General features: G+C 31.9%; 15 protein-coding genes. 13 read left to right on the forward strand and 2 right to left on the reverse strand.

The window, feature by feature from the left end:
- Window positions 1-42 precede the first annotated feature (42 nt).
- From eno to ctlX, 4 genes are all read left to right on the forward strand, one after another.
- Window positions 43-1,335, forward strand: coding sequence for a phosphopyruvate hydratase (gene eno / locus EAH81_RS12010; RefSeq protein ID WP_140507266.1), 1,293 nt, complete (start codon window positions 43-45; stop codon window positions 1,333-1,335).
- Between the two features lie 155 nt (window positions 1,336-1,490).
- Window positions 1,491-2,768 (forward strand): citrate synthase, encoded by a 1,278-nt coding sequence (locus EAH81_RS12015; RefSeq protein ID WP_140507269.1) that lies wholly within the window; start codon window positions 1,491-1,493, stop codon window positions 2,766-2,768.
- A gap of 65 nt (window positions 2,769-2,833) precedes the next feature.
- Entirely contained in the window at window positions 2,834-3,748 is a 915-nt protein-coding gene (locus tag EAH81_RS12020; RefSeq protein WP_140507271.1) for a dimethylarginine dimethylaminohydrolase family protein, read from the forward strand.
- A gap of 73 nt (window positions 3,749-3,821) precedes the next feature.
- Window positions 3,822-4,757, forward strand: a complete 936-nt coding sequence (ctlX, locus tag EAH81_RS12025) for a citrulline utilization hydrolase CtlX (protein WP_140507273.1) — start codon at window positions 3,822-3,824, stop codon at window positions 4,755-4,757.
- A gap of 86 nt (window positions 4,758-4,843) precedes the next feature.
- Here the strand turns inward: ctlX and EAH81_RS12030 are convergent, their stop codons facing one another.
- Window positions 4,844-5,248 (reverse strand): helix-turn-helix domain-containing protein, encoded by a 405-nt coding sequence (locus tag EAH81_RS12030; RefSeq protein ID WP_140507275.1) that lies wholly within the window; start codon window positions 5,246-5,248, stop codon window positions 4,844-4,846.
- Between the two features lie 271 nt (window positions 5,249-5,519).
- Window positions 5,520-6,149, reverse strand: a complete 630-nt coding sequence (locus tag EAH81_RS12035; RefSeq protein ID WP_140507277.1) for a MarC family NAAT transporter — start codon at window positions 6,147-6,149, stop codon at window positions 5,520-5,522.
- A 151-nt stretch (window positions 6,150-6,300) separates the two neighbouring features.
- Here EAH81_RS12035 and EAH81_RS12040 point away from each other — a divergent pair, with 151 nt between their 5' ends.
- The 9 genes from EAH81_RS12040 to EAH81_RS12080 all read left to right on the forward strand — a co-directional run bounded on the left by EAH81_RS12040 (window position 6,301) and on the right by EAH81_RS12080 (window position 15,801).
- Complete coding sequence (locus EAH81_RS12040; RefSeq protein ID WP_140507688.1) at window positions 6,301-6,666, forward strand: CoA-binding protein; 366 nt, start codon at window positions 6,301-6,303, stop codon at window positions 6,664-6,666.
- A 204-nt stretch (window positions 6,667-6,870) separates the two neighbouring features.
- Window positions 6,871-7,491: a recombination mediator RecR gene (gene recR / locus EAH81_RS12045; protein WP_140507292.1), complete on the forward strand. Its 621-nt coding sequence runs from the start codon at window positions 6,871-6,873 to the stop codon at window positions 7,489-7,491.
- Between the two features lie 71 nt (window positions 7,492-7,562).
- Window positions 7,563-8,354 carry a polysaccharide biosynthesis/export family protein gene (locus EAH81_RS12050; RefSeq protein WP_140507294.1) on the forward strand — a complete coding sequence of 264 codons (792 nt, stop codon included), beginning with the start codon at window positions 7,563-7,565 and terminating at the stop codon, window positions 8,352-8,354.
- Window positions 8,355-8,369: 15 nt separating this feature from the next.
- Window positions 8,370-10,808, forward strand: coding sequence for a polysaccharide biosynthesis tyrosine autokinase (locus EAH81_RS12055; protein WP_140507296.1), 2,439 nt, complete (start codon window positions 8,370-8,372; stop codon window positions 10,806-10,808).
- Window positions 10,809-10,821: 13 nt separating this feature from the next.
- Window positions 10,822-11,805 carry an SDR family oxidoreductase gene (locus EAH81_RS12060; RefSeq protein WP_140507299.1) on the forward strand — a complete coding sequence of 328 codons (984 nt, stop codon included), beginning with the start codon at window positions 10,822-10,824 and terminating at the stop codon, window positions 11,803-11,805.
- 27 nt (window positions 11,806-11,832) lie between these two features.
- Complete coding sequence (locus tag EAH81_RS12065) at window positions 11,833-13,224, forward strand: UDP-glucose 6-dehydrogenase (RefSeq protein WP_140507301.1); 1,392 nt, start codon at window positions 11,833-11,835, stop codon at window positions 13,222-13,224.
- Window positions 13,225-13,310: 86 nt separating this feature from the next.
- Entirely contained in the window at window positions 13,311-13,775 is a 465-nt protein-coding gene (locus EAH81_RS12070; RefSeq protein WP_140507304.1) for a UpxY family transcription antiterminator, read from the forward strand.
- 303 nt (window positions 13,776-14,078) lie between these two features.
- Window positions 14,079-15,362 (forward strand): nucleotide sugar dehydrogenase, encoded by a 1,284-nt coding sequence (locus EAH81_RS12075; RefSeq protein WP_140507307.1) that lies wholly within the window; start codon window positions 14,079-14,081, stop codon window positions 15,360-15,362.
- A 16-nt stretch (window positions 15,363-15,378) separates the two neighbouring features.
- Window positions 15,379-15,801, forward strand: coding sequence for an adenylyltransferase/cytidyltransferase family protein (locus EAH81_RS12080; protein WP_140507309.1), 423 nt, complete (start codon window positions 15,379-15,381; stop codon window positions 15,799-15,801).
- Window positions 15,802-15,803 lie beyond the last annotated feature (2 nt).

Raw genomic sequence — 15,803 nt, forward strand, 5'->3', positions numbered from 1 at the left:
TTTCGAAAAAAAATATAATTTATTAATAAAAAAACAAAAATAATGAGTATTATAATTAAAGTTCACGCAAGACAAATTTTTGATTCCAGAGGTAATCCTACTATTGAAGTTGATGTAGTAACTGAAAATGGAGTTTTAGGAAGAGCTGCTGTTCCATCTGGAGCATCAACTGGAGAACATGAGGCTGTTGAATTACGTGACGGAGGAAAAGCATTCTTAGGAAAAGGAGTTTTGAATGCAGTGAATAATGTAAATACTATTATTGCTGAAGAATTAGTTGGAACTTCTGTTTTCGAACAAAACACAATTGATCAATTAATGATCGATTTAGACGGAACACCAAACAAATCTAAATTAGGAGCAAATGCTATTTTAGGAGTTTCTTTGGCTGCTGCAAAAGCTGCTGCTAATGAACTGGGGATGCCATTATACAGATATGTTGGTGGAGTTTCTGCTAATACATTGCCTGTGCCAATGATGAATATCATCAATGGTGGTTCTCACTCTGATGCGCCTATCGCATTTCAAGAGTTTATGATTTTCCCTGTAAAGGCAACTTCATTTACACATGCTATGCAAATGGGAACTGAAATTTTCCATAGTTTGAAAAAAGTTTTACACGATAGAGGTTTAAGTACTGCTGTAGGTGATGAAGGTGGTTTTGCACCAAACTTAGCAGGTGGTACTGAAGATGCTTTAGATACTATAAAATTAGCAGTTGAAAATGCAGGATATTCTTTTGGTGACGAAATTATGATTGCTCTTGACTGTGCTGCTTCTGAGTTTTATGTAAACGGTAAATACGATTATACAAAATTTGAAGGTGAAACTGGAAAAATCAGAACTTCTGAAGAACAAGCTGATTATTTAGCTGAACTTGCTGCTAAATATCCAATTATTTCTATCGAAGATGGTATGTATGAAGATGACTGGGATGGATGGAAATATTTAACTGAAAAAATTGGACATAAAGTACAATTAGTAGGTGATGATTTGTTCGTTACTAACGTTGAGCGTTTATCGACAGGAATTGAAAAAGGAATTGCCAATTCAATTTTAGTAAAGGTAAATCAAATTGGTACTTTAACTGAAACTATTGCAGCGGTAAATATGGCTAAAAATGCAGGTTATACTTCAGTAATGTCTCACCGTTCTGGAGAAACAGAAGATAACACAATTGCTGATTTAGCTGTAGCTTTAAACTGTGGTCAAATTAAAACAGGTTCTGCTTCTCGTTCTGATCGTATGGCAAAATACAATCAATTATTAAGAATTGAAGAAGAATTAGGAAGTACTGCTTATTTCCCTGGGTTAAACGCTTTCAAGATTAAATAATTGTAAGTTTATATATAGATTTAAACCATCCATTTCTTAATGGGTGGTTTTTTTTTGGAGTTTTAACAAATTCATAGCAGTATTCTTTTTTTAATTAGTCTTAAATTCCTTAGATTTGATAAATTATTATTTTAAAGAATTATTTCCGATATATTATGTCAAAAATAGCTACATTAGAAGTAGATGGTCAAAAAATTGAACTTCCGGTAATCACAGGAAGCGAAAATGAATCAGCTATCGATATTAACAAATTACGTGATTTAACTGGTTTTATTACAATCGACCCAGGATATAAGAATTCTGGATCTTGTACAAGCGAAATCACTTTCTTAGACGGAGAATTAGGAATTTTACGTTACAGAGGATATTCAATTGAAGATTTAGCTGAAAAGGCGAACTTCTTAGAAGTGTCTTATCTTTTGATTTTTGGAGAATTGCCAACTGCTAAAGAATTGGAGCAATTTGAAAATGGTATTAAAAAACATACTTTGGTTAACGAAGAAATGAAAAATATCATTGATGGTTTTCCAAAGACAGCACACCCAATGGGTGTTTTATCTGCCTTAACAAGTGCTTTGACAGCATTTAATCCAAAAGCAGTAAATGTTGAAAATGAAAAAGAAATGTACGAAGCCATTTGTAAAACAATGGGTAAATTTCTTGTAATTGCTACATGGACTTATAGAAAATCTATGGGATATCCATTGAACTATTACGACAATACACAAGGATTTGTAGAGAACTTTATGCAATTAATGTTTAAATTGCCTACAGGACCTTACGCTGCAAATCCGATTATCGTGGATGCATTAGATAAATTATTTATTCTTCATGCAGATCACGAACAAAACTGTTCTACTTCTACAGTAAGAATGGTTGGTTCATCTCACGCCGGTTTATTTGCTTCAATTTCTGCAGGAGTTTCTGCTCTTTGGGGCCCACTTCACGGAGGTGCAAATCAAGCTGTTCTTGAAATGCTTGAAGAGATTAATAAAGATGGAGGAGATACAGATAAATTTTTGGCAAAAGCAAAAGATAAAAATGATCCTTTCCGTTTAATGGGATTTGGTCACAGAGTTTATAAAAACTTTGATCCAAGAGCTAGAATCATCAAAAAAGCAGCTAAAGAAGTATTGGAAACTTTAGGTGTTGACGATCCTATTTTAGAAATTGCTAAAAAATTAGAATCAGCTGCTTTAGAAGACGAATATTTCAAATCAAGAAACTTGTATCCAAATGTTGATTTCTACTCTGGAATTATTTACAGAGCACTAGGAATTCCAACAGATATGTTTACAGTAATGTTTGCTATTGGTAGATTGCCAGGTTGGATCGCACAATGGAAAGAAATGCGTGAAAACAAAGAACCAATTGGAAGACCAAGACAAATTTATACAGGGCATCCCTTGAGAGACTTTAAGTCTAACAAATAAATAACTTTAAAAGCTTCACTTAACTGTGAAGCTTTTTTTATATTTGCCCAAAATCTAATACTATTATGTTGCAATTAAATATAAAGAACGAAACGTCAAGATTACGTGCTGTAGTCTTGGGTTCAGCTGTTCATAATGGGCCAACCCCATCTTTAGATGAGGCTTATGATCCTAAATCATTGGAACATATTAAGGCAGGAACCTATCCTATTGAAGAAGATATGGTTGTTGAAATGGAGGCTTTTAATACTGTTTTTAAAAAGTATGATGTAAAGGTTTATCGACCGGAAATGATCGAAAATTACAATCAGATTTTTGCGAGAGATATTGGTTTTGTAATTGATGATACGTTTATAAAATCAAATATTTTACCGGATAGAGAACGTGAGTTAGATGCAATTCAATATGTAATTGATCAAATGGATCCGTTAAAAGTGGTTCGTCCACCGGAAGAAGTTCATATTGAAGGTGGAGATGTTATGTTGTGGAACGATCATGTTTTTATTGGAACTTATAAAGGAAGTGATTATAAAGATTACATCACAGCAAGAACAAATATGCATGGTGTAAATTATATTAAAGAATTGTTTCCTAATAAAATAGTTAAAGAATTTGATTTAGTGAAATCTAAATTAGAAGCTCGCGACAATGCTTTACACTTAGATTGTTGTTTTCAGCCTGTTGGAAAAGATAAAGGAATTATCTATAAACGAGGTTTTCGTGAGGAAGCTGATTATTTATATTTAGTAAACCTTTTTGGAATTGAGAATTTATTTCATATCGAAAGAAACGAAATGTATAATATGTTTTCTAATGTTTTTTCAATCGACGAAAATGTCGTTGTTTCAGAAAAAAACTTCACCCGATTAAACAATTGGCTTCGTGCAAACGGATTTACAGTAGAAGAAATTCCTTATGCAGAGATTGCAAAACAAGAAGGTTTATTGAGATGTTCAACATTGCCATTAATTAGAGACTAAAAAAGTTTCAGGTTTAAAGATTCAAGTTGCTGTAACTTGAATCTTTAAACCTGAAACAAAAAAAAATATAAAAATGAAACAAACAACAAACGCAATCCTAATGATTCGGCCAGTTGCTTTCAGGATGAATGAGCAAACTGCTGTAAATAATTATTACCAAAAAGTATTAGACGGACTTTTGCCAAGTACAGTAAATGCTAAAGCACAGCAAGAATTTGATGCTTTTGTTGAGAAACTGAGAGCAGTAGGAGTTGATGTTACGGTTATAGATGATACTTTAGAAACAGATACTCCAGATAGTATTTTTCCAAACAACTGGGTTTCTTTTCATGAAAATGGAGATGTGGCATTGTATCCAATGTTTGCAGAGAATCGTCGTCAGGAACGTCGTGAGGATATTTTAGACACTCTTGAGGATAAAGGTTTTGAAATAAGCAATATAATGGATTATACTTCAGCTGAAGAAGATGGTTTTTTTCTGGAAGGAACCGGAAGTCTGCTTTTAGATCGTGCTAATGCAAAAGCTTATTGCGCTTTGTCGCCTCGTGCCGATGAAGAATTATTTATAGAATTCTGCGAAGATTTTGATTATGCTCCGGTAATTTTTGAAGCTTTTCAAACTGTTGATGGAGAACGTAAACTAATATATCATACTAATGTTATGATGTGCTTGGGAGAAACTTTTGCAGTTATTTGTGCAGATTGTATTGATGATAAAAAAGAACGTAAGATGGTTCTTGAAAATCTAAAAGCGGACAAAAAAGAAGTTATTCTAATTACGGAAGCTCAGGTAAATAATTTTGCGGGAAATATGTTGGAAGTTCGTGGAATGGATGATAAAAAATATATTGTGATGAGCGCCTCAGCACATCAGAGTTTAACTCCGAAGCAGATTGCTCAATTAGAAAATCACGCCGAAATTTTGAGTTCAAGCCTTGATACCATCGAAGCTTGCGGAGGAGGAAGCGCAAGATGTATGATGGCTGAAGTATTTTTGCCAAGAAGTTAAGTTTGTTGTTTTTATAACTAATAAAATTTGATATAAAAAAGGCTCAACCATTTGGTTGAGCCTTTTTTATTATGAATAAGAGCTTCTTATTTATTGATTAATTTTTCAAGCCTTGCCATCATTTCATCTTTCTCTTTCAACATACGCTCGTATAAAGCAATTTTTTCTTCGTGAAGTGAAACTAATTTTTCAATTGGATTTAAATTAACTGTTCCATTAAATGAATTAGTAAATGCGTGTTCTGCAAAAGTATTCGAAATAATATTTACGGCTTGTTCCTCATTAAAATTTTGAAAAGCTTCCACAGGAATTTTTAATGCATGTGAGATTTGATCCAATATATCATCTTCAATTATATCTTTTTGCTCAAGCATAGAGATCTTCTTTTGATTCCAGTCATTTCCCAGATCAAAAGCCAATGACTCTTGTTTGATACCAAGCATTTCTCTAAAACGTTTTACGTTTCTTCCCTGATGTATTTTCTGTTCCATAATAAATATAAATTTTCTGAAGGCTCAAAGATAACGCCATTTGAATTAAAAATTTTGAGTTTTAAAGATAAAAGAATATTCTATAATATTCTTTTTGTAGGATATTATATCCACATTTCGAATAGATTGTCATCTTCAAATAGTGGAACTTTACTAATCAATATTAAATATTCTAATGATACAGTTTTTAAACTTTAAAATATCAAAAAGAGTAAAATTGAAATGCCTCAAAAAGTATTATCTATGGACATTGTTACGAAGTAAAAAGAATTTACATCAAATTCCCTTTAACGATATTAATAATAGAACTCACGATATATTGAATTCCGATAGAAATTACAATAAAACCAACAATTCTGGATATCGCCACAATTCCCGAAGCACCAAGTATTCTTGCTAAATAATGCGCACTTTTTAAGATTGCAAAAATTGCAACCGCAATTGCCAGAATTGCCAAAGACGAAATAATAATTTCGTCCATTCTATGATGTTCCTGATAAAATGCTATTAGTAAAGACATTGATCCTGGACCTGCTAACATTGGTATTGCTAACGGAGTTAAAGCAATGTCATTTCGCTGTTGAGCTTCATTTTCAATCTTTTTATTGATTCCGCGTTTTTTGTTGAATTTTCCCGAAAGAAGTGAAAATCCTGAATTTACAATTACAATTCCGCCAGCAATACGAAGTGCATCAATGCTAATTCCAAAAAATGATAGAACATATTGTCCTATAAAAAAGGAAACCATCAAAATAATGAAAACGTTTATAGCAGTCCAAAGTGAAATACGGGAACGTTCTTTTTTTGAATCATGTTGTGTCAGTCCAACAAAAATTGGAACTGTTCCAATTGGGTTTAACACTGAAAAAAGAGCGGCAAATAAATAAATGAATAAATCCATATTGTTTTGGTTAGTGAAGTAAAAATAGTCTTTTTTTGATATCTGAAAGCAAATTCTTGTTAGGATATTATCTTTATTGTTGTTATTTCTAAATCAATAACCTAAACTAAGCTCATTCTTTTTGATTACTTTTGTAGAATATTTAAAAATGATGAAAAATAAAAAAACTTTAGTTCTGGGTGCAACCACAAAACCAGATCGTTACGCTTTTAGAGCAATAAATATGTTAGTTGAAAAAGGACATACTGTTTTAGCAATTGGTCAAAATACTGGTGAAGTTGCCGGTGTTAAAATTTATACTAAAGCAATTCCTGTAAAAAATATAGATACCGTTACTTTATATTTGAATCCTACGCGCCAACGCGATTATTATAATTACATTATTGAAGCTCAGCCTAAGAGAGTTGTATTTAATCCAGGAACTGAAAATCCGGAATTTTATCAATTGTTAGAACTTAATAATATTAAAGCCGAAGTTGCCTGTACTTTGGTTCTATTGGCCACAAATCAATATTAATTTTTTTAAGGAGCTATTTCTCCCGAAGTTTCGGGATCCACTATATCTTTTGTGGCTGCCGATAGCTATCGGGACTGCCACAAAAGTATGTCGTTTCTATTTAGGCTGGAAAAAATTCTTGTAATTCAATTTGCATTTTTGGTTAACATTGAATTTAGTTGCCCCAAAGCCTACTAAATCATTAAAAGTATTACTTTTGTCTTCATGGAATTTTCATCAAAATTAATAGAAAAAGCAGTCAACGAAATGTCACAATTGCCTGGAATTGGTAAGCGTACGGCATTACGATTGGTCCTTCATTTATTAAAACAACCTAAAGAACAAACAAGCTTTCTCTCGCAGGCATTGTTAAATATGAGAGCGGATATTAAGTTTTGCGAAAGTTGCCACAATATTTCGGACACAAAAGTGTGTGAAATTTGTGCAAACATGGCAAGAAATCATCAAACAATATGTGTAGTTGAAGATATTCGAGATGTTATGGCTATAGAAAACACTGGACAGTTTAAAGGAATTTACCATGTTCTTGGTGGAAAAATTTCTCCAATTGAAGGAGTTGGTCCCAGTCAATTGAATATTTCAAGTTTGGTAGAAAAAGTAAAATCAGGAGAAGTAATTGAGATTATTTTTGCTTTAAGTTCTACAATGGAAGGAGATACGACTAATTTTTACATTTATAAACAAATTGGCGAATCAGAAATTATAATTTCTACAATTGCGAGAGGTATTTCTGTGGGTGATGAATTAGAATACGCAGACGAAATTACACTCGGACGAAGTATTTTGCATCGGGTTCCGTTTGAAAAAACTTTCAAAAACAACTAAATATGCCTCAAATAAAATATAGATTTCTTGAAGATTAAAGGAAAAGCTATATTTGCGATAAAATCCTAATAATGACTAAAAATACCATTTTTATACTACTATTAATCAGTGCGCTATTTACATCTTGTATTCCTATAAAAGATCTAGTGTATTTGCAAGATAAAAATAGTACAGGAGAACAAAACACGATCTCTGCAGTACAAACCAAACCTTACAGATTGCAAACAAATGATGTTTTAAGCATTACCATAAAAGCAATTGATCCTAAGTTGGTTTCAATTTTTAGTACCACAGAGAGTGCCTTAACAGTTGGTAAGACAGAATCGGCTTTGTATTTTGATGGATTTACGGTAAATGATCATGGTAATATTAGAATGCCAGTTTTAGGAGAAATTAATGTAATAGGGTACACTCTTGAAGAAGTTCGAATTACAATTGAAAAAAAACTACTTGAAGAATATTTTAAAAGTGAAGCAAATATTTTTGTTACAGTAAAATTGGCCGGTTTTAAATACACTATAAATGGAGAAGTAGGAAGTACCGGAACAAAGACATTGTTTCAGGAGCATGTCAATATTATGGAAGCAATTGCTAATGCAGGAGATATTAATACTGTTGGCGATAGAAAAACTGTAACCGTAATTCGTCAAACTCCAACGGGAGTGCTAATGAATAATATAGATCTTACGGATGTGAATGTAATGAAATCACCTTATTATTACCTGCAGCCAAACGATTATATTTATGTAAAACCATTGAGACAGAAAACGTGGGGAACGGGTCAGACTGGTATACAATCTATAGGTACAATTATTACCTTATTATCATTGGCAACAACAGTTTATTTAATTATCAAAAATTAAAACTAAATTCAGAAGATGTTAGATATAAAAGATTTTTCCATTTTTGAGAATCATTCAAGTTTTGATTTTAAAGGATTTTTGTTGAAAATTGCCAGTTATTGGAAATGGTTTCTGGTTAGCTTAATAATCGCTTTTACCATAGCATACCAAGTAAATGTTCGAAAAGAGAAAATTTACTCCATGCAGACCATGATTTCAATCAAAGAAGAAAGTAACCCTTTTTTTACCTCTAATACCAGTTTAGTTTTTAATTGGGGAGGTATTTCAGATCAGGTAAATGGAATTTCTACCATATTACAATCACGTTCACATAATGAATTGGTTGTCGATAAATTACAATATTATATAGATTATCTGGAACAGGAAAAATATAACTTAGTAGATTCTTATGGAGCTGCTCCTTTTTATGTAAGTATTGATAAGACAAAACCACAACTTGCAAATACTTTAATTAGTATTAAATTTTTGAGTGAAAATGAATATCAGATTCAAATACCTTTTGAGGCTAATTCAGTTTCTTTAATTACTTATTCGGTCAATGCATATAGTAATACATCAGTTCAACCCGGAATGTTTGTTAAAAAATATAGAGTTGGAGAGCAAGTTACATTACCATTTTTAAATTGGAAACTGCAAATAAATGATAATCCTGGGTTTTATAAAGGGAAAGAATATTTTGTAAGATTTAATGATTTTGATGGGACTGTGTCTCGATACAGAGGAATAAGTGTTGATGGGGATAAAGGAGGAGGTTCGTTATTGACACTTAGCATGTCAGGCACAAATAAAGCCAGAATGGTTGAATATTTGAATGCGACTGTAAGGATGTTGATTAAAATACAACTAGACGGAAAAAATCAATTTGCGACTAATACCATTAGATTTATCGATAGTACTTTGGTTGCGATGGAATCACAGTTGAAACAAACGGGTAATGAATTAAAAACCTTCAGGAAAGATAAAAATATTTATGAAATTGAAGGTGGAGGAGCAAAGGTTTCTGATAAAATCATGGATTTTGATGTTGAGCGAGATCAGGTTTCCAGAAAAATCACTTATTATAACTCTTTAAAAGCATATTTAAATAACAGTGTTGATTATTCAAGATTGCCGGCGCCTTCTGTGGCGGGAATTGAAGATCCAAATATTGTAACAAATGTTTCAAAACTCATCGCGCTTTCTACACAAAGGTCAGAAATGTCTTATGCTGTAAAGAGTGATAAAATTTTCAAAGATTTTGATAATCAAATGAGAGCTATTAAAGATGTTTTGTTAGAAAATATCGCCTCGGCAAAAACATCCTTATTATATGATCTATCTCTTGTTAATGCAAAAATCGGAGAAGCCGAAAGTACTGTCAAAAGGCTTCCCGAAGAGCAGCAAGAATTACTGAAAATTAAAAGAAAGTATGATTTAAATGATAATATCTATACAGAATTTCTTCAGAAAAGAAATGAGGCTGAAATTGTAAAGGCTTCTAATTTATCAGATATTCATTTTATTGATCCTGCAAAAGATATTGGAGGAGGATTGATTGGTCCAAAAACTTCTGCAAATTATGTACTGGCACTATTCTTAGGAATATTGGTGCCTCTGTCATTTGTTTTTTTATTGTTTTTTATTAATAATTCAATTCAGAATACGGATGATATCAGTAAATTAACTAATATACCCCTAATAGGAGTTGTTGGAGTTAATAAAGACGCTATCAATTTGGCTGTTTTTGATAAGCCAAAGTCGGCGCTTTCAGAAGCTTTTAGAGGAATTCGTTCTTCACTTCAGTTTTTGTATAAAAAGCAACAAGTAAATGGATCCAAAACACTAATGATTACATCATCTATTAGTGGAGAAGGAAAAACATTTTGTTCCATAAATATCGCTACAGTTTTTGCTTTAAGTGAGAAGAAAACAGTTGTTGTTGGATTAGACTTAAGAAAACCAAGATTGGCAGATGAGTTTGGTTTAGTAAATCAATTGGGTGTGGTAAACTATTTGATTAAACAAAATAGTTTGGATGAAATTGTCAATAAAACACAAATTCCAAATCTGGATGTTATACTTTCCGGTCCGATTCCTCCAAATCCATCTGAATTGATTTTGAGTGACGCCATGAAGGAAATGATAGATGAATTAAAGCAAAAATACGATTATGTCATCTTGGATACACCTCCTGTTGGTCTTGTGTCAGACGCACTAGAACTGGTTCAATATGCTGACGTTTCACTTTATATCGTTAGACAGAACTATACTAAAAAAGATATGATAACGTTGTTAAATACCAGGGTAAAACGTGGCGAATTAAACAATGCAAGTATTGTTTTAAATGGTTATGAAAATAAAGCAAAGTATGGTTCAGCGTACGGTTACGGTTATGGTGCATATTCAAATGGATATCATGATGATGAAGTTAAACCTGATTTCTGGCAAACTATTTTGAAAAAAATAAAAAAATAATAATTTGAAGTAAATGAAAACGTCAAACCAGAATACTATTCTAATTACCGGAGGAGCTGGTTTTATCGGTTCAAATTTATGTGAGCATTTTTTAAATCTAGGTTATAACGTAATTTGTTTAGATAACTTTTCGACAGGACATCACCATAATTTAAAAGATTTTATAAATAATCCTCATTTTAGATTAATCGAGGGAGATATTAGAAATATTGAGGATTGTAATTTTGCAGTTCAAAGTGTAGATTATGTTTTGCATCAGGCCGCTTTAGGTTCTGTTCCAAGATCTATAAACGACCCAATTACTACAAATGATGTAAATGTTTCTGGCTTTTTGAATATGTTAGTTGCTTCAAGAGATGCAAAAGTAAAACGTTTTGTATATGCAGCCAGTTCATCTACTTATGGAGATTCTGTAGGATTGCCAAAAGTTGAAGATGTAATTGGCAAACCTTTATCACCATATGCGATTACTAAATATGTGAACGAATTGTACGCTGAAATTTTTAGTAGAACTTATGGATTAGAAACTATTGGCTTGCGATATTTCAATGTTTTTGGAAGAAAACAAGATCCAAATGGGGCTTATGCTGCGGTGATTCCTAAATTTGTTATGCAATTAATGAAGCATGAAAGTCCTCTTATTAATGGTGATGGTAATTATTCTCGCGATTTTACATATATAGACAATGTAATTCAGATGAATGAGTTGGCTATGACAACGCAAAATCCGGAAGCAATTAATACAATTTATAATACTGCTTTTGGAGATCGAAATACATTAAATGATTTAGTTGGATATTTAAAAGAGTATTTAGCTGAGTTTGATTCTAAAATTGCAGATGTAGAAATTGTTTACGGAGAAAATAGAGCAGGAGATATTCCACATTCACTAGCTAGTATTGCTAAGGCAAAAAGTGCTTTAGGATATAATCCTAAATATTCTCTACAAGATGGTTTGAAAGAAGCAGTGAGTTGGTATTGGAATAATTTGAAATAAAACAGGATCAAGATAATAGTAAATTAAATGAAAATTACAAAAATTTGTTGCATTGGTGCAGGTTATGTTGGAGGTCCAACAATGGCAGTAATTGCTCAAAAATGTCCAAATATTCAAGTGACTGTAGTCGATTTGAATGAACAAAGAATTAAAGATTGGAATGATCCAAATACAGATAATATTCCAATCTATGAACCGGGACTTTCAGAAATAGTCGCAGAAGCAAGAGGTAGAAATCTTTTCTTTTCTACAGAAGTTGAAAAAGCAATTGATGAAGCTCAGGTGATTTTTATTTCAGTTAATACGCCAACCAAAACTTACGGTAAAGGAAAAGGAATGGCTGCAGATTTGAAATACATAGAACTTTGTGCCAGACAAATTGCAAAAGTAGCCAAGCAAAATAAAATTGTTGTTGAGAAATCTACTCTTCCGGTGAGAACTGCCGAAGCAATAAAAAGTATTTTAGATAATACAGGAAATGGAGTTCAGTTTCAAATTTTATCCAATCCTGAATTTTTAGCAGAAGGTACCGCCGTTACCGATTTATTAAATCCAGATAGAATTTTAATAGGTGGAGATTCAACACCAGAAGGCGAAGAGGCAATTAATGCATTGGTTGATGTGTATGCTAATTGGGTTAGTAAAGATAAAATTTTAAAGACCAATGTGTGGTCTTCAGAATTGTCTAAACTTACTGCAAATGCATTTTTGGCGCAACGTATTTCCTCTATAAATGCAATGTCTGAATTATGTGAAAAAACAGGAGCAGATATTAGTGAAGTAGCCAAAGCAATTGGAATGGACAGCCGTATTGGCTCAAAGTTTTTAAAAGCATCAGTTGGTTTTGGAGGATCTTGTTTTCAGAAAGATATTTTAAATTTAGTTTACATCGCAAAATCTTATGGATTAACAGAAGTTGCTGATTATTGGGAACAAGTTATTATTATGAATGATTATCAGAAAAGACGATTTTCAAATAAAATTGTTCAGACATTATACAATACTGTTGCCGATAAAAAAATTGCATTTTTAGGTTGGGCCTTTAAAAAAGATACGAATGATACCCGAGAATCGGCTGCAATATATGTAGCAGATGATTTGATTAATGAGCAGGCAAAAATTGCTGTTTACGATCCGAAAGTTTCAAGAAATAAAATGCTAAGTGATTTAGATTATTTAGAAACGAGATCTGCTGAAGAAAATAATTCTAAAGTTGTAACGTTTGATAATGCCTATGATGCCTGTAAAGATGCTCATGCTATTGCAATTCTTACAGAGTGGGATGAGTTTACAAGTTATGATTGGCAAAAAATTTATGATTCAATGCATAAACCGGCATTTCTTTTTGATGGTAGAAACATATTAAATTCAAAAGAAATGGAATCAATTGGGTTTATATATAAAGGAATAGGTTCTTAATTAGAGATTTGTTGGGATGATATTGAATGGAAAGTGATAAAATAATTGATGGATTTAAAAATTTTATTTCAATATAAAAAGAAAAGATGAATTGGTATGTAGTATACACAAAACCTAAATGGGAGAAAAAAGTTGCAGAAAGACTGATTCAAACAGGTATTGAGTGTTATTGTCCATTAATTACTCAGGTGAAACAATGGTCAGATCGGAAGAAAAAAGTTGAAGTGCCTCTTTTTAATTCCTATGTATTCGTTCAATTGGCAGATATTGACCGTAATTCTGTTTTTCAAGTGTCAGGAGTAGTACGTTATTTGTTTTGGCTCGGGAAACCTGCTATTGTTCGTGATGAAGAAATTAATAGTATAAAAACAAGTCTTAAAGCTCCAAACATAAGCGATATATCAGTGACTTCAATTCAGGTTGGAGATCGTATTAAAATAGAAGCAGGAGCTTTTAGTAATCAGGATGCTATTGTTCAGGAAGTCTCAAATACACATTATATACTCGTTTTGGAATCTTTAGGCTGTGTGCTTAAAATAAAATATAAATAATGTAGTTATAGTTTAACGATTTTCAATTAAAAACAGAAGATGAAATTCTTTAATCTGAGAATTAATTTTTCTGTTTTTTTTTATAATGTATTTTTTTACATACTGATTGATAGAAGGTTGATGAACATAGTTTTATTTAATTAGTCCGTTTTTACAGGATTACGGGAAACCGTATTGAATAAATTGAGTTAATATGTTATATTTGCCGAAATTGGTTTTTAATTATCTGTGTCAAATTTTTGTGATTCAGAGAGGCGAAGCCGTGAATTTTAATGACTGAATTGGATAAAAAAGAACATAAAAATGGATAAAAATATTAAAATAGCAGTTATTGGCTTAGGTTACGTTGGTTTGCCTTTAGCCAGATTATTTGCTACGAAATATTCCGTTATTGGATTTGATATAAATCAGTCACGAGTGGAATCTTTAAAATCAGGTACAGACACAACATTGGAAGTTGATGATGAAACTTTGCAAAAAGTTTTGATCAATCAGCCTAATGGGGAAACTGGATTATATTGCACAACTTCATTAAATGATATTGCAAATTGTACTTATTTTATAATTACAGTTCCAACTCCTGTAGATCGAAATAATCGTCCTGATTTAACGCCTTTATATAAGTCGAGTGAAACGGTAGGTAAAGTTTTAAAAAAAGGAGATATTGTAATATACGAATCAACAGTTTACCCCGGAGTAACAGAAGAACAATGTGTTCCTGTTTTAGAGAAAGTTTCAGGACTAAAATTTAATGAAGATTTCTTTGCCGGTTACTCACCAGAAAGAATAAACCCAGGTGACAAAGAACATACTGTTGAAAAAATTCTGAAAGTAACTTCAGGATCAACTCCCGAAATTGGATTAAAAGTAGATGCCTTATATAAATCTGTAATAACTGCAGGAACATATTTAGCACCAACAATAAAAGTTGCTGAAGCTGCTAAAGTTATTGAAAATTCACAACGGGATATTAATATTGCTTTTGTTAATGAGTTGGCTAAAATATTCAATTTAATGAATATTGATACTCATGAAGTATTAACAGCTGCAGCTACAAAATGGAATTTCTTACCATTTAAACCTGGTTTGGTTGGAGGACATTGCATTGGAGTAGATCCTTATTATTTAGCACAGCGTGCACAAGAATTTGGATACCATCCTGAAATAATTTTGGCAGGTCGTCGACTAAATGACAGTATGGGTGAATATGTAGCTTCTCAGGTTGTTAAGCTAATGATAAAAAAAGGAATTTCAGTTAATGGAGCTAATCTTTTGATGTTGGGAATTACATTCAAGGAGAACTGTCCCGACGTAAGAAATACGAAAATTGTTGACGTTATAAGGTCATTAAAAGAATATGGAATAGCGGTTACATTATATGATCCTTTGGCTAATATTGAAGAAGTTAAAAAAGAATATAAATTAGAGACTATTAATTCTGTTCCAAAAGAAAAGTTTGATGCCATTGTACTGGGTGTAGCTCATAATGAGTTTTTAAACTTAGATTTTTCAGCATTGCAAAAAGAAAATAGTTTATTGTATGATGTAAAAGGAGTTTTGGGTACTATAGCAGATAATAGGTTATAATTTTTAAATTTAAATTATGAAAGTGGGAATAACTTTTAGTGCTTTTGATTTGTTACATGCTGGACATATTAAGATGTTAGAAGAAGCAAAAAGAGAGTGTGATTATTTGATAGTTGGTTTGCAAACCGATCCAACACTTGATCGTCCTGAAAAAAATACTCCTTCTCAAACAGTAGTTGAAAGATATATACAATTAAAAGGATGCAAATTTGTTGATGAAATTGTTCCTTATGCAACGGAACAAGATCTAGAAGATATTCTGCGTTCCTTTAAAATTGATGTTCGCATTATTGGTGATGAATATCGTGATAAAAATTTTACAGGACGTGCATATTGTGAACAAAAAGGAATTATATTGTATTATAATGTTAGAGATCATCGTTTTTCAAGCAGTAATCTTAGAAAAGAAGTTGCTGAAAAACAATTAAAAAAAATATAATT

Source organism: Flavobacterium pectinovorum (assembly GCF_006438875.1).
Lineage (GTDB): Bacteria > Bacteroidota > Bacteroidia > Flavobacteriales > Flavobacteriaceae > Flavobacterium > Flavobacterium pectinovorum_A.

Excerpts from the sequence above, each read along its gene's own strand:
- eno (WP_140507266.1), top strand. The coding sequence starts at position 43 with ATGAGTATTATAATTAAAGTTCACGCAAGACAAATTTTTGATTCCAGA.
- EAH81_RS12015 (WP_140507269.1), top strand. The coding sequence starts at position 1,491 with ATGTCAAAAATAGCTACATTAGAAGTAGATGGTCAAAAAATTGAACTT.
- EAH81_RS12020 (WP_140507271.1), top strand. The coding sequence starts at position 2,834 with ATGTTGCAATTAAATATAAAGAACGAAACGTCAAGATTACGTGCTGTA.
- ctlX (WP_140507273.1), top strand. The coding sequence starts at position 3,822 with ATGAAACAAACAACAAACGCAATCCTAATGATTCGGCCAGTTGCTTTC.
- EAH81_RS12030 (WP_140507275.1), bottom strand. The coding sequence starts at position 5,248 with ATGGAACAGAAAATACATCAGGGAAGAAACGTAAAACGTTTTAGAGAA.
- EAH81_RS12035 (WP_140507277.1), bottom strand. The coding sequence starts at position 6,149 with ATGGATTTATTCATTTATTTATTTGCCGCTCTTTTTTCAGTGTTAAAC.
- EAH81_RS12040 (WP_140507688.1), top strand. The coding sequence starts at position 6,301 with ATGAAAAATAAAAAAACTTTAGTTCTGGGTGCAACCACAAAACCAGAT.
- recR (WP_140507292.1), top strand. The coding sequence starts at position 6,871 with ATGGAATTTTCATCAAAATTAATAGAAAAAGCAGTCAACGAAATGTCA.
- EAH81_RS12050 (WP_140507294.1), top strand. The coding sequence starts at position 7,563 with ATGACTAAAAATACCATTTTTATACTACTATTAATCAGTGCGCTATTT.
- EAH81_RS12055 (WP_140507296.1), top strand. The coding sequence starts at position 8,370 with ATGTTAGATATAAAAGATTTTTCCATTTTTGAGAATCATTCAAGTTTT.
- EAH81_RS12060 (WP_140507299.1), top strand. The coding sequence starts at position 10,822 with ATGAAAACGTCAAACCAGAATACTATTCTAATTACCGGAGGAGCTGGT.
- EAH81_RS12065 (WP_140507301.1), top strand. The coding sequence starts at position 11,833 with ATGAAAATTACAAAAATTTGTTGCATTGGTGCAGGTTATGTTGGAGGT.
- EAH81_RS12070 (WP_140507304.1), top strand. The coding sequence starts at position 13,311 with ATGAATTGGTATGTAGTATACACAAAACCTAAATGGGAGAAAAAAGTT.
- EAH81_RS12075 (WP_140507307.1), top strand. The coding sequence starts at position 14,079 with ATGGATAAAAATATTAAAATAGCAGTTATTGGCTTAGGTTACGTTGGT.
- EAH81_RS12080 (WP_140507309.1), top strand. The coding sequence starts at position 15,379 with ATGAAAGTGGGAATAACTTTTAGTGCTTTTGATTTGTTACATGCTGGA.